Raw genomic sequence first — 26,141 nt, 5'->3', positions numbered from 1 at the left:
CACGACGGCTGCTCCCTGTATCAACTGGCCTGCAGCGCGCGGCCGGACAGCACTTGCAGCCCGGGTCGGCCCAACTGTACGGCACGGACGAGCGCACGGGCCACCTCCGCCCCGGGGCGGGCACGATAGTTGGCGGGCAGGACCGGGTTCAGCCACTGAAACAGTTTGAGCGACAGGGACTCTGCGGGCCGGTGGGCTTGTTGCAGCGCCCGGCGTTCGCCCATCAGCAGGGATGGGCGTGCAATGACCAGCGTCTCAAAACCCAGCTGCTGAAGGTCGCGCTCGACCTCGCCTTTGACGCGGTTGTAAAAGATGCGCGATTGCGCATTGGCCCCTATGGCGGTGACCACGCCACAGCGGGTGGCGCCCGCCGCGCGCGCTGCGCGGGCCGTGGCCATCACGGCGTCATAGTCCACCGCACGGAACGCGCTCTGGCTGCCGGCTGCAGCCATGGTGGTGCCCAGGGTGATGTAAACATCATCGACGTGCGGCAAGGCGGGCATCGCCGCAAAATCCACCGCGTGCAGTTGCAGGCGGGGATGGTTCAGCGCTGGCGCACGCCGCCCTTTGGCGTGCAGCACATGGATGCTGGCGCCCGCTGCGTCCGTGGCGTTGGCAGGGGGCGCTTTGCGCGTCTCAGCGGTTAAAAGAGCCGCGAGGACCGCCTGGCCCACGAGGCCCGTTGCCCCGGCCACCACCGCCACCCGTGCCTGATCCGCCACCATAGCCGCCACCTCCAGAGTTGCGATACCCACCACCACCGCCGCCGCCACGGCGGCCGCGTTCAGCCATGCTGTCCACGCTGGTGCGCATGGGGTCGGGCTGACCGCCCGCACCGTGGCCCGAGCTGCGATGGCCTGGGTTGCTGTGACCCAGGTGTGTGCCCAGGTGCGCATTGGCGCGGGGGGGTTGTGCGTCATCGTAGCGATGACCACCGCCGCCTTCGGGGCGTGGGCCTCGGCTGCGCGCAGGTGCCTGGGCGGCGCCGTCACGGGCACCACCCCGGCCACCACCCTGGCCTCCGCGGCCGCCGCCGGCTGGACCCTGGGCGTTGCGTGGAGCTCCGCCACCGGAACGGCCACCACCGCCACCACCGTTGCCTGCACGGGGGCCGCGCTCCCCACCTTGGCCGCCGCCCTGGCCTGCCTTGTTGGTGCGGATGCGCTCCATCATTTCGCTGCGGGCGGCCTTGGCGGCTGCCTGCATCACATCACGGCTCGGGGGCTTGCCTGCGCCGCCCCAGATGGTCTGGCGGCCCATGGCGATGGGTTCCGCCTTCTCGCCGGGTTCTGGGCCAAAACCTTCGATCACCTGGACAGGAATCTGCTGCTTGGTAAAGCGCTCGATGTCCATCATGAAACCTTCTTCGTCCATGCAGACCAGGCTCACGGCTTCGCCCGTTGCGCCTGCGCGGCCCGTGCGGCCGATGCGGTGCACATAGTCTTCGGAGACGTTGGGGATTTCGTAGTTGACGACGTGCGGCAGGTCATCGATGTCGATGCCACGTGCGGCGATGTCGGTGGCCACCAGGGCACGGATCTCGCCACTCTTGAAGCCCGCCAAGGCCTGCGTACGGGCACTCTGGCTCTTGTTGCCGTGCAAGGCCATGGCCTGCACACCGTTCTTGGTCAGGAACTCGGCCACGTTGTTGGCGCCGAATTTGGTGCGCGTGAACACCAGCACCTGGCTCCAGTTGTGTTGCTGGATGATGTGCAGCAGCACCTGCTTTTTCTTGCCGCGGCCCACAGGATGGATCACTTGCGAAATACGCTGCACCGTGGTGTTGCGCGGGGTGACCTGGATGCTTTGCGGGTTCTTGAGCAGGGTGTTGGCCAGCTCGCGGATCTCGTCGCTGAAGGTGGCCGAGAACAGCAGGCTTTGCTTGTCCTTGGGCACCAGGGCCAGCACCTTCTTCACGTCGTGGATGAAGCCCATGTCGAGCATGCGGTCGGCTTCGTCAAGCACCAGCACCTGCACGGTGGACAGGTCCAGGAAGCCCTGTTGCTGCAGGTCCAGCAGACGGCCAGGGGTGGCCACCAGGATGTCCACGCCGCGCTTGATGCGGTCGATCTGCGGGTTCATGCCCACACCACCGAAGACCACGGTGGAGTTGATGTCCAGGTACTTTCCGTATTCGCGCACCGATTCTTCGACCTGGGCCGCGAGCTCACGGGTAGGGGTCAGCACCAGGGCGCGGATGCCCTTGCCGCCAAACTTGTTCTTGGGTGCCGTGCCTTGCGAGAGGCGGTGCAGCATGGGCAGGGTGAACGCAGCGGTCTTGCCGGTGCCAGTCTGCGCGCCGGCCAGAAGGTCGTGGCCTTCCAGAACGGCGGGAATGGCCTGGGCCTGAATGGGCGTGGGGGTTTCATAGCCCGTTTCGTGCACGGCCTTCAGGATGGCAGGAGCCAGGTTCAGTTCGTCAAATGTCATGTCGTTGGATGCGCCCGTCCGGGGCGCTGGGTATCCGCCTGTCGTGCAACCGGGAGGTTGCTGAGCCAGTCTCAGGCTGATGAGGTTCAGGATTGGGAGCCCGGAAGCGTGGCTTCCTTCGTCCCCAGCAGTGTGCTGATGTGGCGGGCAACTGGAGCCCACAACGGGGGTATTGTCGCATGGACCGATAATCTAGGGTTTGAGAGCGCGTTCGGCGTCTTTTTGGAATGCTCCAAATGGCCCTCTGAACCTGCTCGGATGCAGACTTCCTGCCCACTTTCGCAAGCTAGAACCCTCCATGGCCCAATACGTTTATTCGATGAATCGCGTCTCCAAGACCGTGCCGCCCAAGCGGCAGATCTTGAAGGACATCTCCCTGAGCTTTTTCCCGGGCGCCAAGATTGGTGTGCTGGGTCTGAACGGCTCGGGCAAATCCACGCTGCTCAAGATCATGGCCGGCGTGGACAAGGAAATCGAGGGCGAAGCCATTCCGATGCCGGGCATCAAGATCGGCTATCTGCCCCAGGAGCCTCAGCTCAACTCGGAGCACACAGTCCGCGAAAGCGTGGAAGAGGCCATGGGCGAGGTGTTTGCCGCCAAGGCCAAGCTGGAAGAGGTGTACGCCGCCTACGCCGAGGCCGATGCAGACTTTGACGCACTGGCCGCTGAACAGGCTCGCCTGGAAGCCATCATTGCGACGGCGGGGACTGACTCCGAGCACCAGCTCGAAATCGCTGCCGATGCCCTGCGCCTGCCTCCTTGGGACGCCAAGGTCGGGCTGCTGTCTGGTGGTGAAAAGCGCCGCATTGCGCTGTGCCGCCTGCTGCTGTCCAAGCCCGACATGCTGCTGCTCGACGAACCCACCAACCACTTGGACGCTGAATCGGTGGACTGGCTGGAGCAGTTCCTGCACCGCTTTCCGGGCACCGTGGTGGCCATCACCCACGATCGCTACTTCCTCGATAACGCCGCGGAGTGGATTTTGGAACTGGACCGCGGCTACGGTCACCCCTACAAGGGCAACTACAGCACCTGGCTGGACCAAAAGCAGGCCCGTCTGGAATCTGAAAACAAGGGTGAGGAGGCACGCGCCAAGGCCCTGAAGAAGGAACTGGAATGGGTGCGCCAGAACGCCAAGGGCCGTCAGGCCAAGAGCAAGGCGCGTATCGCCCGTTTCGAGGAACTGAGCGACTACGAATACCAAAAGCGCAACGAAACCCAGGAAATCTTCATTCCTGTGGCCGAGCGCCTGGGCACCCAGGTCATTGAGTTCCACAACGTCACCAAGTCTTTCGGCGACCGTGTGCTCATCGACAACCTGTCCATGACTATCCCTGCGGGTGCCATCGTGGGCATCATCGGTCCGAACGGGGCCGGTAAATCGACCCTGTTCAAGCTCATCGCGGGCCGCGAGCAGCCGGACAGCGGTGAGGTGGTGATCGGCTCGACCGTGAAGATGGCCTTTGTGGACCAGCACCGCGATGCCCTGTCGGACGACAAGACCGTGTGGGAAGACATCTCCGGCGGCCTGGACATGATCAACATCGGCAAGTTCACCATGGCCAGCCGTGCTTACGCAGGGCGCTTCAACTTCAACGGTGGCGACCAGCAAAAGAAGGTGGGCATGCTGTCGGGCGGTGAGCGTGGCCGTCTGCACTTGGCCAAGACACTGATTGCTGGCGGCAACGTGCTGCTGCTGGACGAGCCTTCGAACGACCTGGACGTGGAAACCCTGCGCGCGCTGGAAGACGCTTTGCTCGAATACGCGGGCACAGTGTTGGTTATCAGCCACGATCGCTGGTTCCTGGACCGGATCGCCACGCACATTCTGGCCGCCGAAGGTGACAGCCAGTGGACGTTCTTTGACGGCAATTACCAGGAGTACGAGGCCGACAAGAAGAAGCGGCTGGGTGAAGAAGGTGCAAAGCCCAAGCGGATGCGTTTCAAGGCCCTCAAATAAAGGCCGAGGTCAAGTAGGATTGCATCTGGAAACCTCTTGTCCGATTCCTCCCTCCCACCATGTCCCTGCCCGCATCGCGTCTGAGAGCCGTTTTCCGCGCCTGCGTTGTCAACGCCGTTCGCGGTGGCGAGGCCTTGATGGGGCAGCTCGTCAAGGTCACCCAAAGTGCCTTGACCAGCGAGGAGTCGGCCAGCCGCAACATCCAGCAGCGTAATTTGTTCAGTGATGCACTGCGGCTGCTCAACGAGCACGAGGCTGCGCTGGTCAAGGGCTATCCCATGGCCTTGCTGGAAATATTTGCCGAAGGCCCTGCGGTCGCCAAGGGGCGCAGTTCGGCCGATGACACCGGCATGGACTTTGGCGAGCTTTCGCTCATGGACGAAAGCGAGATGCAGGCCCAGGTGGAACTGTCCAAGGCCCAGCAGTCTGCGCTGCATGCTACCGACGCCGTACTGGCCGAACTCAACACCCTGGTGAGCGCTGCGCAAGGTTTGCGCAGCGTGCAACCCGAGCGCAACCCTCTGCGGCCCGAGAGCTACATCCGTGCATTGCAGCAGGTGGTGGGTGAGACCGGCGTCTCGGCCGAGGTACGGCAGCTGTGGATGCAGCACATGCGCGACCTGCTCGGGAAGCTGCTGGCCGAAGAATACAAAAAAACCGCCCAGAGCTTGCGTGAGCATGGCGTACAGCCGGTGGGCTACGCAGTGCTGGGCACGCCTGCGGGCGGCGGTCGCGGCCAAGGCACCGGTTACGGTGGGTCTGGCTATGGCGGGCCCGGTACGGGTTACGGGGGCGGTTATTCCGGGTACGGCCCCTCAATGAACGCGCCCATGAGCGACTATGGCAACACAGGTTATGGGCGTGGTATGGGCCCCAGCACAGGCTGGAGCGGCGACTCCCAGCTGGGTGCCATGGTGCCTGTGCCCGTGGACGCTGCCGAAGAGGCATTGCTCACGGTCGGCATCCTGCGCCAGATGTTGGCGGGCGGTGATCCATTTGCCCCTCCTCCGGTCTACGGCGCCGTGCCCGCACAGGCGGTGGTCATGCCCAGCGGCGCGGGTCAGCCGGGCTGGGTGGACCCCCGCGCGGGAGCCGCCAGCGCTCAGTCATCGTTGGCCGGGGGCTACTACCCGTCGGGTGCGGCCGCTGAAGCGATTGAAGACATGGCGCAGCTGGAGCGCCTGGTGGGCCGTCTTGCCGGTGGGGGCACGGTCAGCCAGGCGGGCTCTTTGCCCGTGCCTCTCGCAGGCTGGCGTGGGCCTGGCGTTGCGCCGGTGGTCTATGCAGCCATGCCCATGGAGGCTGCTACCCAGTCCACCGCCATGGCGGTGGAGGTGGTGGGGCGCATGATGGCCAACATCTCCCAGGACGCCCGTTTGCTGCCCCCTGTGCAGCAGGCCGTCAAGAGCCTGGAGCCTGCGCTCAAGCAATTGGTGCACCACGACGGCCGGTTTTTTACCGACAGCAGCCACCCTGCGCGCCGCCTGCTTGATGAGCTTACGCAGCGCAGCTTGGCATTCACCGCCGAGACAGAGCCTGGCTTCAGCCGCTTCATGCGACTGGTGACCGAGGCTGTGGGCCACCTGTCTGCCCATGAGGTCAAGGACGCGGGGCCGTTCGACACCGTGCTCAAAGCGCTGCAGTCTGCCTGGGACACCCAGGAGCAAAAGATCAAGGCCCAGCAGGAGGCCGAGCAGAAAGCCAAATTGCAGGCGGAGCAGCGCGAACTGCTGGCCGAGAAGATCGCAGCCGATATCCGCAAGCTGCCGGATGTGGACAAGGTGCCGTCGGACGTGCTGGATTTTGCGGCGGGCCCCTGGGCTGACGTGGTGGCGCTGGCGCAGGTGATGCGCAGTGACGATAGCCAGGAAGATGACCCCAGCGGTTACCTGGCGCTGGTTCCTGTGTTGCTGTGGACTGCGCAGCCTGACCTCACGCGCCAGGAGACGGACCGGCTCAACGAAGCCATCCCCGGCCTGCTGGCCAAGCTGCGCAAGGGCCTCAAGACCATCAACTACCCTGCGGTGCAGACCAGCGCATTCTTGCAGCGGCTCGTGGCGTTGCACCAGGCCGCTTTTGAAAAACCGGCTCCTGCCCCAGTGTCCGCCCCTGCGGGAGAGCCCGAAGTGGCCCCGGAGGCGACAGAGCCGTCCGAATCGGCAGAGGCGTCCGCTCCTGCACCGCAGGACAGTGCCCAGGCGCCGCTGGACACCCCGGACCCTTACGCTGATTTTGTCATCGGGGCCTGGGTGGAGCTGGTGACCAATGGCCGGGTGGTGCGCACCCAGCTGACCTGGGCCAGCCCGCATGGCACCCTGTTTTTGTTCACTGCGCCGGATGCCAGCACCCAGTCCATGACCCGCCGCATGCGCGACAAGCTGGCGGCCGAAGGCTCGCTGCGCGTGGTGCCGGCCCAGCCGCCCAAGCCCGCCAAGCCTGCGGTCCGCGCTTCGGGCTCTACGGAAACGGGCGGGGTAGATCGCAAGTCGTCCGAGGGCCGTACGGGCTTCGGCTCCAAAATGGCGCCGCTGTCCAAATCCGCCCCCCTGGCCCCGGCTTCGGGTGCCAAGTCACCCAAGAATCGCTGATCGCACAGACACGCGCGCTGCGGGTGCCACCTTGAGGCCGCGAGCGGCCTTGTGCCGCTGAAGAGCTGGTCAACGCCCAGTTTCTGCTGCACTCCCTGTTTCCGTCACGCTGTTGTTCGTCATCCCTTCGCCCGGCGTGCTGTGGTCAGCAGATCCTCCAGCCCCTTCCGACGCGCGCAGCAGTTTTTTGCGCACCAGGTGGATGTGGTTGCGCAGGGCATACAGCTCGTCCGCATACGACAGAGGCACGCTCACCTTTTCGGCCTGGGCTTCCAGTCCGTCGAGGGTGCGCAGCAGGGTTGCGGGGTCGCTTTTGCCCATTTCCAGGTCGTTTTCGATCTCGCGCAGGCGGCCATACCAGCGAAACACCCGCGACCGCACGCGGAACTGGTAGAGCGGCGGCACGATGCGCGACAGCGGCAGCATGATGGCCAGCAAGATGCCCAGCACCAGCCACATGCGCTCAATCAGGTTGGCCATCCAGAACGGCAGGTAGCGTTGCAGCATGGGCACCGGCTCGTTCATGGCGCGGTCGCCCTCCTTGGCAATCGGCAGCTCGCTGCCGCGCGTGTTGGGAAACTCACGCGCCCGGTTGAACCAGCCTGCGCCGCTGTGCAGCTTTTGTGCGTTCTGGGCGAACAGGGTCAGCAGGGCGGGGTGCGTGCCGTCGCGCGCCAGCAGGGACGTGGTGGTGGCCACGAGCCGAACATCGCGCTGGGGCACGTTGGCCGCGAGGTCCACCACCCCGCGTGGCAAGGTCACGGGGGTGAGGAACGGAAACCGCCGTGCGTAGGCCTCGTGCTGCGCAAAATCCAGCAGCTGCACGCCAGGCGTTTGCAGCAGCATCTGCACCATCAGGGATTCAGGCGCCGAGGCAAATACCAAGGCGTCGAGCCTCCCCGCCAAAAACTCCACCGTCGCGGGCGTCTGTTCCAGGTGCGATAGCTTGACTGCGCTGGGCTCCACCTTGTTGGCCTGCAGCAGCCGCTCGATCAGCGTGGGCACGCCGCTGCCCTCCGACCCCACATTGACCCGCCAGCCGCGTAGCTGCCGCAGGCCATCGAGCCGGGGTGCGTTGTGCATGCGCTCTGCTGTATCGGTGCGGTAGAACAGCCACAGCGGCTCTACAAACAGGCTGCCCAGCGATACCAGGTTGTCCGGATCATCGGGTTGCAGTTCGGCTGTGCCGCCCTGTACAAAAGCGACATCGGCCTGGCCGTCGCGCAGAAGCTGCAGGTTGTGCGATGAGCCCTCGCTGGGCAGCAGAACCACATCAATGCCGTCCGCCGCCAGCGCCTTCTGGTAGCGCTTGCCAAACTCCTCATAGGCACTTTGGGCAGGGCCTGTGGCCAGGGTCACCGTCTTGGGGGGATTGGGGTTGAGCCACCAATAGGCCAGCACCAGCAGCCCGACCGCCAAGAAGGCGAGGGGGCCTGCTGACACAATCAGATCGCGCAGAGTGAGGAAAGTGTTGCGAAAGGCCTGGGGCATGGGGGATGGACAAACAGAGCGAAACGGGGCGGCGGTATGCCTGGATGGGGTGACGCGGCCCCTGGGTGGACCCGGAGCCATATCTCGCTATCTGCGAGCCGGTGGATTATCCAGGCAGGCGTGGCGGCGACGCGCACCAGCTCCGGGCATCCCGCACCGGGAGTCGCCCAGGTCTCAGATAGCTGGAGGACTGAAACCGCCGGCCAGCGAGGGCTCCTACTGCGGCAGGCGCCTGCGTTGGCGCTCATAGGCCATGCATTCCTGCAGCGACAGCATGTCGTTCTGGTCCACATCCGCTGCCTCGAAGTAGGCCATGCGTGCCTGCACCACCTCCTTGAACGACAGCTTTCCGTCCCCGTCCTTGTCGGCTGCCGCCAGCCGCCTCAGTTGGCCTTTGCCGATGCGGGGCAATTGGCCCAGCTGGGAGAGATGGACGTAGCCCTCTGCATCGGGCCCCAGGCTGTGCCAGCTCTGCACGATGTCCTGGTGGAACTCGTCCAGCGACACGTTGCCGTCATGATTGAGATCGGCTGCCGAGCAGATGGCCTGCAGCCGGTGGGTGAGGGTTGGCGCCACCGGTTTGTGCGCCTTGGCAGGGCGTAGTGGCGTGGTGGGCGACGATATGGAGGTGTCGGCCGCATTGGCCGCGTGCGTCGTTGTTGCCAGCACCAGGGCGCAGGCGCCTGCACAGATCCAGTGAAGAGTTGTTTGCATGGGACCTCCTTACCACCACCAGCGTTGGCTGGGGCTGCGGTTGCAGGGCCAGACCATGGTGTGTGCCCCAGGGCGGACCTGGCCTGCGTCTACATCCAGGCATTTGCCGGTGAGCTGGCTCACGATCTGCCCACCCAGGGTAGACCAGCTTTGGCTGCGCGAGCCCGAGCAGGACCACAGCACCACCCGCGCGCCGTCCCGTGGGTCGCCTCGGTCCACGTCCACGCACAGGTCGCGCACCCGGATCTCGCCGCCGCGCCCCACCGCAAAACGCTGGGACGCTGTCCCGTTGCATTCGTACACCTGCAGGGTGGTGCCGGGCTGGAATTTGCCACCCCTCACGTCGAGGCACAGGCGGCCGTCCACCCGGATCTCGCGCCCCCAGTCCCCGCCCTGGCCGGGGTAGTCCGGGTACTCGGGGCGACGGTCGTTGTCGTGCCGGTTGTGGTTGGCCAGCAACGCAATGCCGGCAATGGCCGCCACGGCCGCCACTGCTGCTCCGGCATTGGAGCCGCTGTTGCTACCGGATGCATAGGTGCGTGTGATCTTGAAACGTCCCCCGCAACCACCGTTGGTCCACAGCTCGCGATTGGTCAGGTCGTAGCCCCAGGTGCGGTTGAAGCGGCAGGCCCCCTGGGTTTGTTCCACCAGATCCACCTGGGTCACGTCGTCCGCGAGGCGGTAGGAGGTGTAGCCGCCGCTGGACTGCAAATCCACCAACTGGTCCTGCGCCTGTGCCGCCGGGGTGCTCACGAGCAATGGCAGGCACAGCAGCCATGCATGTTTCCGAAAGGCCTGGTCTCTCATGGGTTCACTCTCCTTGTTCCGATCAGGGGCCATGGGGATGGGTGTGGTGCCATGGGCCCCGGCCCAGGGCACCAACCGTCACCGGCATCATAGGACGGTCTGATGCTTGTGCGCCCGGCGACAGGGGCGCCATCGGCTGAAATCTCGCTGGAGCAGCGGGGGCTGTTCGTGCATGATGGCGTCGCGCTGGGGCAGCCCATTGTCTGCCTGTGTACTACCCACCCACTGCCGTGTCCGATGAAACGCTTCTATGTCGTTGCCTCCATCCCACTGCTGCTGGCGGCGCTCATCCCCATTGCTGCATCCCTGTGGGTGGCCCACCGCCAGGCCAAGGAAGACCAGGTCGCCTATCTGACCTCGTTGGCAGACGAGGTGCTGCGACGCGGCGTGGCCTCGCGCCAGCAGCTGGTGGCGGCGCTCAACGATCTGGACGGAGATCCGCACCCCGCTTGCAGCCAGGCCAGCCTCACACGCATGCAGCAGCTGGTGGGCACCTCGTTCTATCTGCAGGGCATGGGGGCGGTGAGGGATGGAGCGCTAGTCTGCAGCACGCTCACCACGGGCAATGAGGTGGTACCGCTCACCGGCAACCACATGGTCACCTCGACGGGTATCTCCACCTGGATTGGCGCCCGCCTGCCCTTTGCCCCGGAGCAGCCTTTCAACATCTACGCCCGCAACGGCCATGCGGTGATCATTCACCCGGGCATCGTGATTGACATGCCTGTGCTTCATGCGGATGTCGCGCTGGGGCTTCTGATCAGCACGCCCCGGGCGCTGATCCGGTCCAAAGGTCTGCTGGATACCCAGTGGCTGAACCTCTACACGCCCCATGTGAACAACGTGGCTGAAAGCGAGTCCCACTACATCGTCTTTCGGGTGTCGAAGGAAAACAATGTGGCGGCGGTCGCGGCGGCTCCCAAGGCGCTGGCCCACGAAGGGCTCAAGGCCCAGGCGCTGATCCTGGCACCCCTGGGGCTGGTGGCCAGTGCCCTGTTTGCGCTGGGCGTCGCGATGCTCACCCGGTGGCAGTTGTCGCCCCGCGTCAGACTGCGGGCGGCCCTGCGCCGGCGCGAGTTCTTCGTGCTCTATCAGCCCATCGTGGATCTGGAAACCGGCCAGTGGGTGGGGGCGGAGGCTCTGCTGCGCTGGCGTCGCCGCAACGGCACCCTGGTGCCCCCGGATGAATTCATTGCAGAAGCGGAGAAGGCCGGGGTGATCGCGCACATCACGCGGTACGTGATGGATGTGGTGCTGGCCGACTTGCCCGAGATGCTCAAGGCACGCCCGGGTTTTCATGTGAGTTTGAACCTCTCGCCCCAGGATCTGGTGGCCGACGGACCCGTGCAGTACCTGCAGCGGCGCTTCAGCGCCATGGAGATGCCGCCGGGCGCGCTCATGCTGGAGGTCACCGAGCGCGGGCTGGTGGACATCGAGGCTGCACGGCCCGCGCTGCAGGCTGCGCGGCAGATCGGTGCATCGATTGCGCTGGATGACTTCGGTACGGGTTACTCCAGCCTGTCCATGCTGGAGTCCATCGACATCGACACCCTCAAGATTGATCGCATCTTCATCGCCAGCATCGGCGCGCAAGCCGCCATCAGCCCGGTGACTACCCACATCATCGAAATGGCCCACATGCTCAAGCTGGCACTGATTGCCGAGGGCGTCGAGACTCAGGACCAGGTGGACTTCCTGATTGCCCGGGGTGTGCGCCAGGCCCAGGGTTGGAAGTTTGCCCGTGCCATGCCGCTGAATGATCTGCTGGCCGGCATGCGCCCGCAGCCAGCCGTTTCACCACGTGGCTCGGCGCAAGATTGATCCCGCCCTGTTGGATGGCGCGGCAGGGGATGGGGGACGCTACTTGATCAGCAGCGCCGATCCGCTGCCGTGAATACGAAACACCGCCACAGCACTCACAAGGTCATCGGCCTGCCCACGCAGGCTGGATGCAGCAGCAGCCATCTCCTCCACAAGGGCCGCATTCTGCTGCGTGGCCTGGTCCATCAGCGTGACGGCCTCGCTCACCTGCGTGACCCCCGAGCTTTGCTCAGAGCTGGCAGCACTGATCTCCCCCATGAGGTGGGTGACGTTGCGTATGCTGGCAACCACCTCTGTCATGGTGTGGCCGGCCTTGTCCACGAGAGCCGTGCCGTGTTCCACGCGGCCGACACTTTCCGTGATCAACTGCTTGATCTCCTTGGCCGCAGCCGCGCTGCGCTGGGCCAGGTTGCGCACCTCGCTGGCCACCACGGCAAAGCCCCGCCCCTGGTCACCGGCACGGGCAGCCTCCACGGCTGCGTTCAGCGCCAGGATGTTGGTCTGGAATGCAATGCCGTCGATCACGCTGATGATGTCATTGATCTTGCGGCTGGAGTCGTTGATGTCCTTCATGGTGGTCACCACCATGGCCACCACGTCACCGCCTTGTTGCGCGACGGTCGACGCTGAATGCGCCAGGCGGTTGGCATGGATCGCGTTGTCTGCGTTCTGCTTCACTGTGGAGCCCAGTTGCTCCATGGAGGCAGCGGTTTGCTGCAGCGCGCTAGCCTGTTGTTCCGTGCGCATCGACAGGTTGTGGTTGCCTTGCGCGATCTCGGCGCTGGCGGTCGATACGCTTTCTGATCCCTGGCGCACCCCTGCCACCAGGTTGGAAAGACTCAGCCGCATGGCTTCCATCGAAGTGACTACCGAAGCAATTTCGTTCTTGCCCTGCGCCACCAGTGGGGTGGCCAGGTTGCCCCGCGCAAACTCCCGCGTCGCCTGGCTTGCCTCGTTCAGGGGCCGGACGATGGAGCGGGTGGTGGCCACACCCAGCACGCAGGCAAACACCACCATGGCCACGCTGAGCAGGATCAGCTGCAGCCGCAGCGATTCAAACTGGCGCATCGATTCCTGGCTGGCACGTTTGCTGATGGCGTCGCTCTCGGCCAGGAAGGCTTCGATGTCGGCCACCAGCTTGGTCAGCAGGGGGCGGCATTGCTCGTTGATTTTCTTGATCGCTGCATCTTTTTCCCCCTGGCTCCCCAGCCGGGTGATCTCCAGCGCCACGGGGCCATAGGCCGCCTCGGTGTTCTTGATCTGGGCCAGCAGCTTGTTGAGGGGGGCGGTTTCAGGCGGGCCGACCTTGAGGGCCTCTTCCACTCCCTGGAGTGCCTTGCCCATGCCTTCATGTGCGATTCCAATGCGACGTGTTTCCGCGTCGGCATCTTCCTTGGAGCCCGCGATCACCAGGTTGCGGGCAGACACGGCCCTCGCATTGGCTGTATCCAGCACCCGGTTGCCCAGGCTTTTGATCACGTTCAGGTGATTGACCTGGTTGTCCAGGCTCTCCTGTGTCATGGACTCGCCACGGATACCCATGATGGCGACCAGGATCAGTGCACAGGTCAGGACAACATATCCAATACCAAGACGCGTCTTGATGCTCAGGTTCTGCAGGACATTCATGCGATGGACCCTCCAGCTGGTGATACGGGATGATGCGCTTTTTCGGAGCACGCAGGAGCGGCTGGAAACCAGCGTTTACCTTTTTGCAACGTGGGGCGCAACACGTTGCCACCGCCACCCTGCGGCGTTCTGGCGATATCGATGCGGCGGTGCGCAGCCGCCGCCTTGGGCGCACGATGGTGCACAGGCCCTGATCTTCTGGGGGTTCCGGCGCGCGTCAAGAAGTTTTTGACCGAAAGGTGCGAAAGGCGCGCTGGGCACCCTGCTTGTGCAGGGGTAAGCGAGGGCGGGCGTGACCTGCCCTAACCGCGCACCGCACTTCTGAATGCGGCAGACAGTGCTGCAATGGCATCACTGGGTCGGCCATCCGGGGCCCGGCTGTGAAGCACCACCGGCAGGCTTGGCAGTGCAGGAAGCCCAAGCCGGGAACCTACGTCCACCGCGCCCCAGGGCAACATGCGGGGTGCCAGCGCGGCTACGCCCAGCCCTGCAACAACGGCTGCGGACACTGCCGCCACGCCGCCGCCCACAAACACCTCGCGCCAGGGGATGGCGGCCGCATCCAGCAGTTTTCCAGCCATCGCACGCACACCGCAGGGCTCTGCCAGGGTGGCCAGCGGCAGGGTGGAACCAGCGCGGTGCTGCCAGTGAGGCGCGGCAAACCAGCCAAATCGCTCTTCGGCCAGCACTTCGCCATCGCTGCGCCCGGCATGCATGCGGACCATGGCCGCGTCGAGTTCGCGCCGGTCAAAGCTTTGCAGCAGGTCGCCCGACGAGCCGATCCGGATGTCGATCAACAGCTGAGAGTCTTGTGCGTTCATGCGGGCAATCAGTGCGGGCAGTTCAGGCCCGGCGACGTGGTCACTGATGCCGATGGCCAAACGCTGCGGTGCTTCACCCAGCGCAGCCAGGGCACGCTCATGTGCAGCAAGCAGTGCGCGGCCATGGTCCAGGAAGGCGGCTCCCTGGGCTGACAGTTCCACATACCGGGGGGTGCGCTCCAGCAGCCGGCAGCCCAGCCGGTCCTCCAGCCGCTTGAGCTTGAGGCTCACAGCGGCCTGGCTGGTCTGCATGGCCTCGGCTGCTCGGGTAAAGCTCTCCAGCTCGGCAACACGGACAAAAGCCTCGACGGCATCCAGATCCAGAGGGCGCTGCATGATATGTTTTTGTTATTGTTGATATAAGTATCAATAGCATATCAATATGGATAGCATGGCACCAGCTTTTCACAAAAGGACCCTCCATGCCGCTCATCCACATTGCCATGCGTGCCGGCAAGCCCGCTGCCTACCGGCAAGCGATTTTCGACACGCTGTACCGCGCCATGCGCGAGACCTTCAATGTGCCCGAGGACGATCAGTTCATGACCCTGACCGAGCACGATGCCGCGAATTTCCGCTACAGCCCGTCGTACCTGGGCGTGGCACGCAGCGACGATGTGGTGTTCATCCAGATCACTGCCAACAACACACGCGCGCTGGAGCAGAAGAAGGCGCTGTTTCAGCGCATCGCCCAGCTTCTGGGCGAAAGCCCAGGCCTCAGGCCGGAAGATGTGTTCGTGAACATTGTTGAGGTGGCCAAGGAGAACTGGTCCTTCGGCCACGGGCTGGCGCAATACGCCTGAGGGCTGGCGCGGGGGCAGAAACCGCCAGCTCCAGGACATTGGGCGAAGCCGGCAACAGATGCCAGTCAACGCCAGCCGGTGCCAACGCGAAGGAGACGCCACGCACCGTCTGCGTGGCGCATGCCGATTTTTGCGCTTCAGCCCAGATCGGCGGCCGAAGGCAGGTACAACCCCTCGGCGGTAGTGATGGCGCGCGCAGCCCGTGCTGCCCGCGCCGTGGCGATGGCTGTGGCCTCGGCCGCCATGGTGGCCAGCACCATCATGCCCGGGCTCTTGCCGCTGCGGCCCGTGCCCAGGCTGAACAGGGTGTCGCCGTCGGACATGGTGTGCACGGGGTTGATGCTGCGGGCCAGCCCGTCGTGCGCGGCCACGGCCAGGCGGTGGGCCTGCACCTTGGTGATGACCGCGTCAGTGGCGACCACACCGATGGTGGTGTTGGTGCCCGCCAGCAGGGGCTGGGGCGGGTCGCCGCGCAGCAGGGCGCGGCGCGTGTCGCGCAAACGCAGGCCGTCGTCGGTGCGTGCCCCGGCAATCACTTGCGCGGTGTCGGGGTCGATCACGTCGCCCAGCGCATTGCAGGCGATGAGAGCACCCACCGTGACGCCGTCCACGGTGACGGAGGCGGTACCGATGCCACCCTTCATCGCACGGTGGATGCCGAAGATCTTGCCCAGCGCCGCACCGGTGCCCGCGCCCACGTTACCTTCGGCCGGGTCTGCGGTGGAGGCGGCCTCGCACGCCGCGTAGCCCGCCGCTGCATCGGGGCGCACGCGCATGTCGCCCACCAGCAGGTCGAACAGCACGGCGGCGGGCACAATGGGCAGGCGGCCCACGGCCACGTCGAAACCCACGCCGCGCTCTTCCAGCCAGCGCACGGCGCCGGTGGCGGCATCCAGCCCCCAGGCGCTGCCGCCCGCGAGCATGATGGCGTGCACCTTGTCCACGAGGTTGGAGGGGTGGAGCAAATCCGTCTCACGCGTACCGGGTGCGGCACCGCGCACATCCACCCCGGCCACAGCGCCCTCGCGGGTGATGATGGCGGTGCAGCCCGTGGGGCGGCGGGTTTCGGTGAAGTGGCCGACCTCGATGCCGGCCACGCGGGTGATGCTGCCAGCGTCGCCAGCCAGTGTGTTGGAGGAAGTCATGGCCGCTGATTATGGTGCCCGGGCAGCCTTGCTGCACTTGCGCAGTATCAGCGCCCCGGTGCCGCGCGCGGAGCCGCTTCAGGGCGCTTTCTCGATCCGCTGGACATGGTAGGCCCCGCTGACATGTTCGGCCCGAAAGCGTACCTTGTCACCCGGTTTCAGGTCGCCGACTACGCTGGCGTCTGCCACGCGGAACACCATGGTCATGGGCGGCATCTCCAGGTTCTTGATCTCGCCGTGTTTGAGGGTGAGGCGCAGGGTGCGCGGGTCCCAGCGGGTGATTTCGCCTTCGCTCAACTCCGCCTGTGGCGCGGACGGTGCGGTGGCGGCGGGGTGGTGGCTGCTGTGGCTGTCTGCGGCAGCCCCTGCGGGCGCCTGCGCCAGGGCGGGCCCTGCAACCAGGACAAACAGGGCGGCAGCCAGCGGGATGGAGAAGAAGTGCTGGGTCATGTGGATGTCTTTTTGTTGTAGCTGTTGAAGATGCGCGTGCTGCCGTCGTGCGCTACCAGCAGCACGTCGTACGGGTCGCGCCGGTCGCCATACACGGCGCCGTCCATGCCTGGCGAGCCCACGGGCATGCCCGGCACGGCCAGGCCCAGGGCCTTGGGCTTTTGCTGCAGCAGCTTGCGCACATCGCTGGCGGGCACGTGGCCTTCCACCAGGTAGTCGCCCACCAGCGCGGTGTGGCACGAACCCAGTTTTGGCGGCAGGCCCAGGCGGGCGCGCACGGCGTTGTTGCCGGTGGCATGCACCTTCACGGCAAAGCCGTTGGCTTGCATGTTGTCCACCCAGTCTTGGCAGCAGCCGCAGTTGGGGTCTTTCCACACCTCCAGTGGTGTGGGCGTGTTGGTGGCGGCGCGGGACCCAACCGGCAGCAAAGCGACGGCCAACCCCGCGCCCAGCAAAGGCAGGGTGGTGGCCAGCCATTGGCGGCGGGCAGGGCTGGGGAGCGCGGTCATGGACGCGGATGCAGCCCGAGGGCGTTGGAGGGTCATGGTGTTTCTCCTGGCGTTATGGATGGCGGGGCAGCACGGTGATGGTGCCGGTCATGCCGGCCTGGTAATGGCCGGGGATGAGGCAGGCAAAGTCAAAGCTGCCTGCGCGGTTGAAGTGCCACACGATGTCGCCGGCCTTGCCCGCCGCCACATGGGCCATGTAAGGCTCGTCGTGTTCCATGCCCGGGTGCTTTTTCATCATTTCGGCGTGCTGGTCCAGCTCCGCCTTGGTGCCGATCACGATCTCGTGCAGTACCTGGCCTTTGTTCTGTGCGCGCAGCCGCACGGTGTCGCCCTCGCGCACTTCGATGTGGCGGGGGCTGAACCGCATGTCGTCGCCCATGCGCACGGTGATCGTGCGGCGCACCTGCCGGGCATCGCCTGCAATGCCCCAGTCTTTTTGCTCTTTGACCACGGGGGCTGTGGAGGTGCGGTGGGGCATGTTTTCATGCCCATAGGCAGAAAAAGTGCCGAATGCGCTAGTGCATATTGCCCAGGCAGCTATGAATTTAATAGTGTTCATGGTGATCATTGGCATCAATGTTGGTGGCCGCTGGCAGCGGGCTTGCGTGCATTGGCCGCGCCTGGGGCGGTGCCTGGGGTGTCGGTGCGTGCAGGGCGTGGTGTGGCGGCCGGTGCGCCTTGCCATTCAAAGGCCTGGGTGCCGCGTGGCTGCCTGAAGTCGCCGGGGTCGGCATAGCTGCCTGCGGGTTGGTCAGCGCGCACCTTGAGCGTGGTGAACATGCCGCCCATCTCCAGCGGGCCGAAGGGGCCGGTGCCGGTCATCATCGGGAAGGTGTTGTCGGGCAGCGGCATCTCCATGGCGCCCATGTCGGCCATGCCGCGCTCGCCCATCACCATGTAGTCGGGCACGATCTTCTGGATCTTGCCGACCAGGCCCCGGTGGTCCACGCCGATCATGGTGGGCACGGCGTGCCCCATGGCGCCCATGGTGTGGTGGCTCTTGTGGCAGTGCAGGGCCCAGTCGCCGGGTTCGTCGGCGATGAACTCCACCTGCCGCATCTGGCCCACGGCCACGTCGGTGGTCACCTCCGGCCAGCGCGCGCTTTTGGGCACGGGGCCGCCGTCGGTGCCGGTCACTTCAAACTCGTGCCCATGCAGGTGGATAGGGTGGTTGGTCATGGTGAGGTTGCCCACGCGGATGCGCACGCGCTCGCCCTGGCGCGCCACCAGCGGGCTGATGGCGGGGAACACGCGGCTGTTCCAGCACCAGATGTTGTGGTCCAGCATGGTGTTGACCTTGGGGGTCATGCTGCCGGGCTCCACGTCAAAAGCGTTGAGCAAGAAGGCGTAGTCGCGCTGCACCTTGGCGATGTGCGGGTGCGCGGCCTTCGGGTGGGTGATCCACAGGCCCATCATGCCCATGGCCATCTGCACCATCTCGTCGGCATGCGGGTGGTACATGAAGGTGCCGGGGCGCCGCGCCACAAACTCGTACACAAAGGTCTTGCCGGGCTGGATGGCGGGCTGGGTGAGGCCACCGACGCCGTCCATGCCGTTGGGCAGGCGCTGGCCGTGCCAGTGGATGGTGGTGTGCTCGGGCAGGCGGTTGGTGACAAAGATGCGCACGCGGTCGCCCTCGACCACCTCGATGGTGGGGCCGGGGCTCTGGCCGTTGTAGCCCCACATGTTGACCATGAAGCCGGGCGCCACCTCGCGCACCACGGGCTCGGCCACCAGGTGGAACTCCTTGACGCCCGCGTTCATGCGCCAGGGGGCGGTCCAGCCGTTCAGGGTGACCACGGGGTTGTAGGGGCGGCCGGTGGGCGGGTGCAGCGGTGGCGCGGTGTCGGCGCTGGACTGCGTGGCGGGCTCGGGCAGTGCGGCCAGGGCCACGCGGCTGACGGAGGCTGCGGCCACGGCCGTGGCGGCGCCAGAAAAGAAATTGCGGCGGTTCATGTCAGTGGCCTTGTGGGGTGGTGGAGGCTGCGGCGCCGGAGGTGAGGCCCTGCAGTGCGCCGGGCGAGGTGCCGGTCAGCGCCAGTTGCAGGTCGGTCTCGGCCACCCAGAAGTCGCGCTGCGCTTCGATGGCATTGGCCACGGCCTGCGTGCTGTTGCGTGCTTCGGCCAGCATGTCCCACACGCTGGCCAGCATGCCGTTGTAGCGCAGCGTGGTCTCGTCGGCGATGAGCTGGCGCAGGGGCACCACTTCAGCCTGCTGCTGGCGCGCCAGGTCGAGGGCCGTGCGGTAGGTGAGCCAGGCGGCGCGCACCTCGCTGCGGGCGCGCACGGCGGTGTCTTGCAGCTGGGCGGCGCTTTGCTCCACCTCGGCCTGGGCGCGGGTGCGGGCTGCACCACCCCAGTCGAACAGGGGCAGGGGCAGCTCGATCTCCCAGCCGCGCTTGATGTCGCTGCGGCCGGTGTCGCGTTCGGTCGCGGTGTTGCGGCTGTATGCCAGCCCAATGTCACCAAACACGGCGCCCGCACGGCTCCAGCCCTGGCGCGTTGCCTGGGTGTCCAGCTGGCGGCGGGCAGCTTGCACGTCCAGCCGCTCGCGCAGCGCGGTGGCTTCGATGCCATCGGCGGGTAAGGCGGTGGTGGGCAGGGGCGGCAGCTGCTGGGCCAGTTGGTATTGGGTTTGCTGCCCCCACAGGCCCATGCGGCGGTTGAGCTGCTCACGCTCGGTGGCTGCGGCCAGGCGGGCGCGGGCACGCTGGCGGGTGGCATCGTGCAGCACGGCCTGTTCGCGGGCTTGTTGCAGGCGGCTCCAGTTGCCGACCTGCGCCATGCGGTGCGCCAGCTCGGCCCCGGCCTCGGCGGCTTCCACCATGCGGTCGTGCGTGGTGGCCACCTGCTCAGCGGCCACCGCCCGCAGCCAAGCGCGGCGGGTGTCTGCGGCCAGTTGCACCACATCCTGCGCGGCCTGCAGCGTGGCAATCTGCAGGCGCTCGGCCTCGCGCTGGGTGCGCCAGGGCAGGGTGATGAGGTCCATCAGGCCAAAGGCCAGGGTGCGTTCGATCTCGCGTTCCTGGCTGTTGGTGAAGCGCCCCAGGGTCAGGTGCGGGTTGGGCAGCGTGATGGCCTGCACCCGCTCGGCATCGGCCACGCCCAGCGCGGCCAGCCGGGCTTGCAGGCCGGGGTTGTTGAGCAGGGCAATGCGCACGGCGGCGTCTTGTGTCAGGGGTTGTGCGAGCCAGCTGTCGACGGACTGCTGGGCCTTTGCGCGAGCGCTCGGGTCTGTGGCGGGCAAGGCCGCCTGGGGCACACCGGCGGTACGGCCCGCAGTGAGGGCCGCGACATCACTGCGCAGGCCATCGGGCGACACGCTGGCGCAGCCCGCCAGCAGGGTGGCGGCAGCCAGTATGGAGAGGCGATGGGTGCTGATCATGGCTTGCCCTTCGGCTCGGGGTGGTGGGCGGGGTGGGCACTCCCTGGGCTGCCGTGGTGCATCTCATGGGGTGTGCCACGCTGCTTCCCATGCGGCATGCCGTGCTGCATGCCCTGGGGATGGTGTGGCATGGAGGTAGCGGAGGAGGCTGCGGGCGTGGGGGAAGGTGCCGAGCCTTTTTGCGCCTCCCAGGCCACGATGTCCGCATGGCCGCGCGGGAACGCGCCCACGGACTCGTGCGCCTGGCGCCAAGCCTGGGGTGTGGGCAAGGCGTCCACCAGCGGGGGCTGCGGCGGCATGGCCGTGTACGGCAGGGGGGCCGTGGGCGCATCGGCGCGGGTAGCGTCGGATGCAGATGGGCCCTGGGCTTGCGCCAGCAAGGGCGACAACAGGGCAAGACAAGCCAATCGCATCGGCCACGATGGCCCGGGCGACGGCAAGGAGAGAAAAATGGCAGGGGCGCGCATGGCGATCTCCAGACAACGAACCAAAAAACAGTGCACTGCCGCCTGACGAACCCTGTTGTTCAGGGGCCATCAGGCTATGGCAGACGCACTTCGGGCGTCGGAGATCAGGCGATGGGTGGTTTGATGGCCAGCGCCGCAGGGGCGCTGTCAAACTGCGCAGAGGCCAGGGGCAGCAGGGCTCCGGCGGGCAGGGGGGCGGGGGTCAGCGATGCGGGCAGGCCCAGCATGGCCGAGTGGCAGATTTCGCAGGCCGAGCAGCTGGCGCTGTGGTGGTCGTGGTCGTCGCCCGATTTGCAGCCCGCATCGGGGTTCTGGCAGGCCGCAGAGTGGCTGGCAGTGTGGTCGATGCCGGGCTCAGCGGCCGGGGCGCCATGGTGGGCATGGGCGTCGGCGGGTGCCACGCCCTCGGCCTGCGCCAGGGTTGCGGAATGATCGTGGGGATGGCCCTGGTCGTGGACCATGCCTTCCGCCGTAGGCTGTTGGACCTCGGTGTGCTGCGCGGCGCCTGCAGGAAGCAGCGGAGCCACAATGCCCGCCGCCATGGCCGTGCCCGTCAGGCCCCGAAGGACCAGCACCACCATCAGCAGGAAGAAAAAGCCGCGACGCATCCTTCAATGATACGGCGGAGCCGCTCAAGGTTCCGCAGGTAACCACTTTCTGGCGCTGCGGGCAACCCTGCGCAAATCGTGAATGCCTTTTCCGACCATGGGCAGTAACATGTGACGAAACATGTCTGCCCGTTTGTCAGCGGCTGTCGGCAGATATGTGCTCAAGCGTTCTTTCTCTTGCACAGAAAGGTCGGTATGCCCTCATGGGTCGCTGGAATGTGGAGCACCTTGTCCGCGCGGATTCGCTGGCTGGTGCTGTGGGCCACGCTGCCAGCGGTGCTGCTGGTGGTGTACCAGGCACGGGCCCACCGCACAGACGCGATTGCTGCGGCCGAAGAACGCGCGCTGCAGACCCTGCAGTCGGTGGCTGGCACCCAGCAGCGGCTGATCCAGAACACCCGCCAGTTTCTGCGGCAGCTGGCCGTCATGCCGCAGGTGCACGACCCTTCAGCGCCCCAGTGCGGGCGCTACCTGGCCGAAGTGCTGTCGCTCAATGCCACCTACGTCAACATTGGCGTGCCACGGGCGGACGGCGAGCTGCTGTGCAATGCGCGTCCGCTCAAGGCGCCTGTCAACGTCGCCAACCGCCCATATTTTCAGCAGACGATTTCGGGGCGAGACTTTGCGGTGGGCAGCTTCCAGGTGGACCGTGCCGCCCAGGTGGCCAGTGTCAACTTTGCCTACCCGGTGATACCGCCCGGCACGCAGGAGGTGGTGGCGGCCGCCGTGGCGGTGGTGTCGCTGGAGTGGTGGAGCCGGCGGCTCACCGACCTGGGGCTGCCGGATGGCGCGGTGGCCCGGGTGTCCGACCCTGAGGGGCGCGTGCTGGCGCGTTATCCCCCCGACGCCAGCGAGCTGGGGGCACCGTTTGCCGATGCCGAGTTCCGCGCCCTGGTGCTGCAAACGCCCCAGGGGCAGCGCCAGCGGTACCGCCCTGATGGTGCGCCCGAGCTGGTGGTGTTCCAGCCGCTGATCGAGGCGGGCGGCAAACCGGTGGCCACCATGAGCCTGGCCGTGCCGCTGGACGACCTGTACGCCGCGGCCAACAGCCGCATGTGGACCGAGATGGCGTTCTTGCTGGGCGGCCTGGTGCTGTCATTTGCCGTGGCGCAGGTGGGCGTGCGGCGCGGCGTGATGCGGCCCCTGAGGCGCCTGATGCATGCCACGGACGAGCTGGCCGAGGGGCGCTATGTATCGCGCGTTCCCGCCACGGGCCTGCAGGAGCTGACCGAGCTGGGCCGCCGCTTTGACCGCATGGCCCTGACGCGACAGAAAGCCGAGGCCGAACTGCGCCAGAGCGAAGAAAACCTGGCCATCACGCTGCTTTCCATCGGCGATGGCGTGATCGCCACCGATGCGCAGGGCCGCATCACCCGCATGAATGTGGTGGCCGAGCGCCTGACAGGCTGGCCGTTGGCACAGGCCATGGGCCAGCCGTTGCCCGAGGTGTTCCGCATCATCAACACCGGTACCCGCGAGCCGCAGGTAGACCCGGTGCAGCTGGTGATGGACCGGGGCCAGGTGGTGGCATTGAGCAACCACACCACCCTGCTGGCCCGGCATGGCGCCGAGTACCACATTGCCGACAGCGCTGCCCCCATTCGCAACGCGCAGGGACAGATCGTGGGCGTGGTGCTGGTGTTCAGCGACGTGAGCGAGTCCTACCGCGTGCGTCGCAAGCTGGAGGACAACGAGGCGCGTTTTCGCACCCTCACGGCGCTGTCGTCCGACTGGTATTGGGAGCAAGACGCGCAGTTTCGCCTCACGCATGTGGAAGGCCGGGCCGATGACCGGCTGGTGCAGGAGGCCGCGCTGCACATGGGCAAGACGCGCTGGGAGCTGGCTGCACCGGGCATGAGCGACGCGCTGTGGGAAGAGCACCGCGCGCTGCTGGAGCGCCACCAGGAGTTCCGCGACTTCGAGTTCGAGCGCCGCGACCAGCAGGGCTGCTCGTACTGGGTGTCCATCAGCGGCACGCCCGTGTTTGATGACGACGGTGTGTTTTGTGGCTATCGGGGCGTGGGCAAGGACATCTCCGCCCGCAAGCGCGACGAGAACGAACTGCGCATTGCGGCCATTGCGTTCGAGTCGCAAGAGGGCATGATCGTCACCGGCGCGGACACCCTCATCCTGCGCACCAACCGCGCGTTCAGCCGCATCACCGGCTACGGCGCCGACGAGGTGGTGGGCCGCCGCACCAGCCTGCTGGCCTCGGGCCACCATGACAAGGCGTTTTTTGATGCCATGTGGGCCAGCCTGGCCAGCACCGGCGAGTGGAAGGGCGAGCTGTGGAACCGCTGCAAGAGCGGCGAGGTGAACCTGCACTTCATGGCCATCACCGCCGTCACGGACCAGCACGGGGTGCTGACGCACTACGTGGCCACCCTCAGCGACATCACCCAGCGCGCGGCGGCGGCGCGGGAGATCGAGCACCTGGCGTTCTACGACCCGCTCACCCACCTGCCAAACCGCCGCCTGATGATGGACCGACTGCAACAGGCGTTTGCCACCAGCGCGCGCGCCGGGCTGCAAGGGGCGCTGCTGTGCCTGGACCTGGACCACTTCAAGACCCTGAACGACACCCTGGGCCACGACATGGGCGACGTGCTGCTGCAGCAGGTGGCCCAGCGGCTCACGGCCTGCGTGCGAGAGGGCGACACCGTGGCGCGGCTTGGCGGCGACGAGTTTCTGGTGCTGCTGGAAGACCTGGGCGCTCTTGCCACCGATGCTGCCGAGCAGGCGCAGGCGGTGGGCGAAAAGATTCTGGCCGCGCTCAACCAGCCCTACCAACTCGCATCGCACCATGTGCACAGCACCACCAGCGTGGGCGCAGTGCTGTTCAGCGGCCAGGGGCAGACGGTGGAAGATGTGGTCAAGCACGCCGACCTGGCCATGTATGCCGCCAAGACCGCCGGGCGCAACGGCATCCGCTTTTTTGACCCGCGTATGCAGGCCGCTGTCACCGCCCGTGCAGCGCTGGAGAACGACCTGCGCACGGCCCTGGAACAGGGCCAGTTCACGCTGCACTACCAGGTGCAGGTGGGCTGCGGCAAGCATGTGGTGGGGGCCGAGGTGCTGATCCGCTGGAACCACCCGGCACGCGGCATGGTGCCGCCGTTCGAGTTCATCCCGCTGGCCGAAGAGACCGGGCTGATCCTGCCCATCGGCCTGTGGGTGCTCCAGACCGCCTGCAGCCAGCTGCGCCGCTGGCAGGACGACCCTGCCACGGCCGACCTGCAACTGGCGGTGAACGTGAGCGCGCGCCAGTTCCGCCAGGCCGACTTCATGGAGCAGGTGGTGGCCGTGCTGCGGCAGACCGGCGCGCGGCCCGACCGCCTGAAGCTGGAGCTGACCGAGAGCCTGGCGCTGGACAACGTGGACGACACCATCGCCAAGATGAATGCACTGCGCGCGCTGGGCCTGCGCTTTTCGATGGATGACTTTGGCACCGGCCAGTCGTCGCTGTCGTACCTCACGCGGCTGCCGCTGGACCAGCTCAAGATCGACCAGAGCTTTGTGCGCAACATTGGCATCCAGCACACCGACGCGCTCATCGTGCAGACCATCATCGGCATGGCGCAGAGCCTGGGCATCGACGTGATTGCCGAGGGGGTGGAGACCGAGGCGCAGCGCGCGTTTCTGGAGCGCCACGGCTGCACGCTGTGGCAGGGCTACCTGTTCAGCCGCCCAGTGCCCGCCGAGGCGCTGGAGCAGCGGCTGCGCAGCGGGCTGGGCTGGCAGGTGTCCACGTAGAAGGTGTGTCTCTGCAGGGCGCTCAACCGCCCTTGGCCGGGACCTACACCGCCATGTAGCGGCCCGGCCGGTGGTTCATAGCCAGCACCAGGTTGAGCGCCACGGCGCCCGCAATCGACCAGGCCACGCGCACGGGCTCCACCGTCCACAGGGCCAGCAGCACGATGCAGCAGTCCACAGCCATCTGCATCTTGCCTGCGCGCCAGCCGTAGCGGTCCTGCAGGTACAGCGCCGCAATGCCCACGCCGCCCAGGCTGCAGCGGTGGCGGAACAGCACCAGAAACCCCGTGCCCGTGATCAGCCCGCCCGCAATGGCGGCATACAGCGGCTGCAACTGCGCGAACTGCAGCAGTTGCGACTGCAGCTCGGTCAGCAGCGACAACAGCAGCACCGCGATGAAAGTCTTGACGGTGAAGGCCCGGCCCAGCTTGCGCAGCGCCAGCCAGTAAAACGGCAGGTTGAGCACAAAGAAGATCTTGCCAAAGCCGATGCCCGTGGCGTAGTGCAGCAAAAACGCCAGCCCCGCCGTGCCACCCGTGAGCAACCCCGCGCTGGTGAAAAACGCCACCCCCACCGAGATGAGCAGCACCCCGGTGAAGATGGCCACGGCGTCTTCCGTCAGGCTGTGGGGCACGACCAGCGGAGCGTGGGCTGTGGGGGCGGCAGGGGAGCGGGATGGCATGGGCAAAGGGCAAAGGGATGAAGGCTGTGCTCGCGGCCCCCGGGGCAGATGGCGGCGCACAGGCAGGGGATTGGACCA

21 protein-coding genes are annotated in these 26,141 nt (G+C 66.3%); 5 read left to right on the top strand and 16 right to left on the bottom strand.

Translation table 11 applies throughout. The annotated features are described in order from the left end of the window. Nucleotides 1-20 precede the first annotated feature (20 nt). Entirely contained in the window at nucleotides 21-725 is a 705-nt protein-coding gene (locus CLU87_RS12035; RefSeq protein WP_099730593.1) for a nucleoside-diphosphate sugar epimerase, read from the bottom strand. Continuing rightward, nucleotides 637-2,430 (bottom strand): DEAD/DEAH box helicase, encoded by a 1,794-nt coding sequence (locus CLU87_RS12030; RefSeq protein WP_056064120.1) that lies wholly within the window; start codon nucleotides 2,428-2,430, stop codon nucleotides 637-639. Before CLU87_RS12030 ends, CLU87_RS12035 begins: the two co-directional genes overlap by 89 nt. Before the next feature lie 298 nt (nucleotides 2,431-2,728). Here CLU87_RS12030 and ettA point away from each other — a divergent pair, with 298 nt between their 5' ends. Both ettA and CLU87_RS12020 read left to right on the top strand, forming a co-directional pair. After that, nucleotides 2,729-4,390 (top strand): energy-dependent translational throttle protein EttA, encoded by a 1,662-nt coding sequence (ettA, locus tag CLU87_RS12025; protein WP_056064117.1) that lies wholly within the window; start codon nucleotides 2,729-2,731, stop codon nucleotides 4,388-4,390. 59 nt (nucleotides 4,391-4,449) lie between these two features. Then, on the top strand, nucleotides 4,450-6,978 hold the full coding sequence (locus tag CLU87_RS12020; RefSeq protein ID WP_099730592.1) for a DUF1631 family protein: 2,529 nt from the start codon (nucleotides 4,450-4,452) through the stop codon (nucleotides 6,976-6,978). 69 nt (nucleotides 6,979-7,047) lie between these two features. Here CLU87_RS12020 and CLU87_RS12015 read toward each other — a convergent pair whose 3' ends face one another. From CLU87_RS12015 to CLU87_RS12005, 3 genes are all read right to left on the bottom strand, one after another. Further along, nucleotides 7,048-8,469 (bottom strand): TAXI family TRAP transporter solute-binding subunit, encoded by a 1,422-nt coding sequence (locus CLU87_RS12015; protein ID WP_099730591.1) that lies wholly within the window; start codon nucleotides 8,467-8,469, stop codon nucleotides 7,048-7,050. Between the two features lie 216 nt (nucleotides 8,470-8,685). After that, entirely contained in the window at nucleotides 8,686-9,183 is a 498-nt protein-coding gene (locus CLU87_RS12010) for an EF-hand domain-containing protein (RefSeq protein ID WP_099730590.1), read from the bottom strand. A 9-nt stretch (nucleotides 9,184-9,192) separates the two neighbouring features. Then, the gene (locus CLU87_RS12005) at nucleotides 9,193-9,990 is read right to left on the bottom strand and encodes a lectin (RefSeq protein ID WP_099730589.1); all 798 of its coding nucleotides are present in this window, start codon (nucleotides 9,988-9,990) and stop codon (nucleotides 9,193-9,195) included. Between the two features lie 237 nt (nucleotides 9,991-10,227). Between CLU87_RS12005 and CLU87_RS12000 the strand changes: the two genes are divergently transcribed. Beyond that, the gene (locus CLU87_RS12000; protein ID WP_158236078.1) at nucleotides 10,228-11,811 is read left to right on the top strand and encodes an EAL domain-containing protein; all 1,584 of its coding nucleotides are present in this window, start codon (nucleotides 10,228-10,230) and stop codon (nucleotides 11,809-11,811) included. Between the two features lie 39 nt (nucleotides 11,812-11,850). Here CLU87_RS12000 and CLU87_RS23625 read toward each other — a convergent pair whose 3' ends face one another. Next, nucleotides 11,851-13,440 (bottom strand): methyl-accepting chemotaxis protein, encoded by a 1,590-nt coding sequence (locus CLU87_RS23625; RefSeq protein ID WP_099730587.1) that lies wholly within the window; start codon nucleotides 13,438-13,440, stop codon nucleotides 11,851-11,853. A 302-nt stretch (nucleotides 13,441-13,742) separates the two neighbouring features. Then, a complete protein-coding gene (locus CLU87_RS11990) occupies nucleotides 13,743-14,600 on the bottom strand; it encodes a LysR family transcriptional regulator (RefSeq protein ID WP_099730586.1) in 858 nt (285 codons plus the stop codon). A gap of 83 nt (nucleotides 14,601-14,683) precedes the next feature. On the opposite strand from CLU87_RS11990, the gene CLU87_RS11985 reads away from it, so the two are divergent. Beyond that, complete coding sequence (locus tag CLU87_RS11985) at nucleotides 14,684-15,064, top strand: tautomerase family protein (protein ID WP_099730585.1); 381 nt, start codon at nucleotides 14,684-14,686, stop codon at nucleotides 15,062-15,064. A 137-nt stretch (nucleotides 15,065-15,201) separates the two neighbouring features. On the opposite strand, the gene CLU87_RS11980 is transcribed toward CLU87_RS11985, so the two are convergent. From CLU87_RS11980 to CLU87_RS11945, 8 genes are all read right to left on the bottom strand, one after another. Continuing rightward, nucleotides 15,202-16,209, bottom strand: a complete 1,008-nt coding sequence (locus tag CLU87_RS11980) for a P1 family peptidase (RefSeq protein ID WP_099730584.1) — start codon at nucleotides 16,207-16,209, stop codon at nucleotides 15,202-15,204. Nucleotides 16,210-16,287: 78 nt separating this feature from the next. Continuing rightward, nucleotides 16,288-16,659, bottom strand: a complete 372-nt coding sequence (locus CLU87_RS11975; protein WP_099730583.1) for a copper-binding protein — start codon at nucleotides 16,657-16,659, stop codon at nucleotides 16,288-16,290. Beyond that, the gene (locus CLU87_RS11970) at nucleotides 16,656-17,204 is read right to left on the bottom strand and encodes a DUF411 domain-containing protein (protein ID WP_233193778.1); all 549 of its coding nucleotides are present in this window, start codon (nucleotides 17,202-17,204) and stop codon (nucleotides 16,656-16,658) included. Before CLU87_RS11970 ends, CLU87_RS11975 begins: the two co-directional genes overlap by 4 nt. 16 nt (nucleotides 17,205-17,220) lie before the next feature. Continuing rightward, on the bottom strand, nucleotides 17,221-17,727 hold the full coding sequence (locus CLU87_RS11965; protein ID WP_099732151.1) for a plastocyanin/azurin family copper-binding protein: 507 nt from the start codon (nucleotides 17,725-17,727) through the stop codon (nucleotides 17,221-17,223). A 14-nt stretch (nucleotides 17,728-17,741) separates the two neighbouring features. Beyond that, entirely contained in the window at nucleotides 17,742-19,124 is a 1,383-nt protein-coding gene (locus CLU87_RS11960; RefSeq protein WP_099730581.1) for a multicopper oxidase family protein, read from the bottom strand. 1 nt (nucleotide 19,125) lies between these two features. Then, on the bottom strand, nucleotides 19,126-20,553 hold the full coding sequence (locus tag CLU87_RS11955) for a TolC family protein (protein WP_099730580.1): 1,428 nt from the start codon (nucleotides 20,551-20,553) through the stop codon (nucleotides 19,126-19,128). Continuing rightward, nucleotides 20,550-21,020, bottom strand: a complete 471-nt coding sequence (locus CLU87_RS11950) for a hypothetical protein (protein ID WP_143227273.1) — start codon at nucleotides 21,018-21,020, stop codon at nucleotides 20,550-20,552. Before CLU87_RS11950 ends, CLU87_RS11955 begins: the two co-directional genes overlap by 4 nt. Nucleotides 21,021-21,124: 104 nt before the next feature. Beyond that, nucleotides 21,125-21,628, bottom strand: coding sequence for a hypothetical protein (locus CLU87_RS11945; protein ID WP_099730578.1), 504 nt, complete (start codon nucleotides 21,626-21,628; stop codon nucleotides 21,125-21,127). A 195-nt stretch (nucleotides 21,629-21,823) separates the two neighbouring features. On the opposite strand from CLU87_RS11945, the gene CLU87_RS11940 reads away from it, so the two are divergent. Further along, nucleotides 21,824-25,381 carry an EAL domain-containing protein gene (locus CLU87_RS11940; RefSeq protein ID WP_233193777.1) on the top strand — a complete coding sequence of 1,186 codons (3,558 nt, stop codon included), beginning with the start codon at nucleotides 21,824-21,826 and terminating at the stop codon, nucleotides 25,379-25,381. Nucleotides 25,382-25,424: 43 nt separating this feature from the next. On the opposite strand, the gene CLU87_RS11935 is transcribed toward CLU87_RS11940, so the two are convergent. Beyond that, complete coding sequence (locus CLU87_RS11935) at nucleotides 25,425-26,063, bottom strand: YitT family protein (protein WP_099730576.1); 639 nt, start codon at nucleotides 26,061-26,063, stop codon at nucleotides 25,425-25,427. Nucleotides 26,064-26,141: the final 78 nt, after the last annotated feature.

This window comes from Acidovorax sp. 59 (assembly GCF_002754175.1).
Taxonomy (GTDB): domain Bacteria; phylum Pseudomonadota; class Gammaproteobacteria; order Burkholderiales; family Burkholderiaceae_C; genus Acidovorax; species Acidovorax delafieldii.
The sequence above is the reverse complement of the archived record's forward strand: the minus strand, read 5'-3'. Positions and strand labels throughout refer to the sequence as shown.

Coding starts and splice junctions, on each gene's coding strand:
- CLU87_RS11980 (WP_099730584.1), bottom strand. CDS start 16,209: ATGACTTCCTCCAACACACTGGCTGGCGACGCTGGCAGCATCACCCGC.
- CLU87_RS23625 (WP_099730587.1), bottom strand. CDS start 13,440: ATGAATGTCCTGCAGAACCTGAGCATCAAGACGCGTCTTGGTATTGGA.
- CLU87_RS11950 (WP_143227273.1), bottom strand. CDS start 21,020: ATGCGCGCCCCTGCCATTTTTCTCTCCTTGCCGTCGCCCGGGCCATCG.
- CLU87_RS11945 (WP_099730578.1), bottom strand. CDS start 21,628: ATGCGTCGCGGCTTTTTCTTCCTGCTGATGGTGGTGCTGGTCCTTCGG.
- CLU87_RS11935 (WP_099730576.1), bottom strand. CDS start 26,063: ATGCCATCCCGCTCCCCTGCCGCCCCCACAGCCCACGCTCCGCTGGTC.
- CLU87_RS11970 (WP_233193778.1), bottom strand. CDS start 17,204: ATGACCCTCCAACGCCCTCGGGCTGCATCCGCGTCCATGACCGCGCTC.
- CLU87_RS12030 (WP_056064120.1), bottom strand. CDS start 2,430: ATGACATTTGACGAACTGAACCTGGCTCCTGCCATCCTGAAGGCCGTG.
- CLU87_RS12010 (WP_099730590.1), bottom strand. CDS start 9,183: ATGCAAACAACTCTTCACTGGATCTGTGCAGGCGCCTGCGCCCTGGTG.
- CLU87_RS11940 (WP_233193777.1), top strand. CDS start 21,824: ATGCCCTCATGGGTCGCTGGAATGTGGAGCACCTTGTCCGCGCGGATT.
- CLU87_RS12000 (WP_158236078.1), top strand. CDS start 10,228: ATGAAACGCTTCTATGTCGTTGCCTCCATCCCACTGCTGCTGGCGGCG.
- ettA (WP_056064117.1), top strand. CDS start 2,729: ATGGCCCAATACGTTTATTCGATGAATCGCGTCTCCAAGACCGTGCCG.
- CLU87_RS12015 (WP_099730591.1), bottom strand. CDS start 8,469: ATGCCCCAGGCCTTTCGCAACACTTTCCTCACTCTGCGCGATCTGATT.
- CLU87_RS12020 (WP_099730592.1), top strand. CDS start 4,450: ATGTCCCTGCCCGCATCGCGTCTGAGAGCCGTTTTCCGCGCCTGCGTT.
- CLU87_RS12005 (WP_099730589.1), bottom strand. CDS start 9,990: ATGAGAGACCAGGCCTTTCGGAAACATGCATGGCTGCTGTGCCTGCCA.
- CLU87_RS11955 (WP_099730580.1), bottom strand. CDS start 20,553: ATGATCAGCACCCATCGCCTCTCCATACTGGCTGCCGCCACCCTGCTG.
- CLU87_RS12035 (WP_099730593.1), bottom strand. CDS start 725: ATGGTGGCGGATCAGGCACGGGTGGCGGTGGTGGCCGGGGCAACGGGC.
- CLU87_RS11965 (WP_099732151.1), bottom strand. CDS start 17,727: ATGAACACTATTAAATTCATAGCTGCCTGGGCAATATGCACTAGCGCA.
- CLU87_RS11975 (WP_099730583.1), bottom strand. CDS start 16,659: ATGACCCAGCACTTCTTCTCCATCCCGCTGGCTGCCGCCCTGTTTGTC.
- CLU87_RS11960 (WP_099730581.1), bottom strand. CDS start 19,124: ATGAACCGCCGCAATTTCTTTTCTGGCGCCGCCACGGCCGTGGCCGCA.
- CLU87_RS11985 (WP_099730585.1), top strand. CDS start 14,684: ATGCCGCTCATCCACATTGCCATGCGTGCCGGCAAGCCCGCTGCCTAC.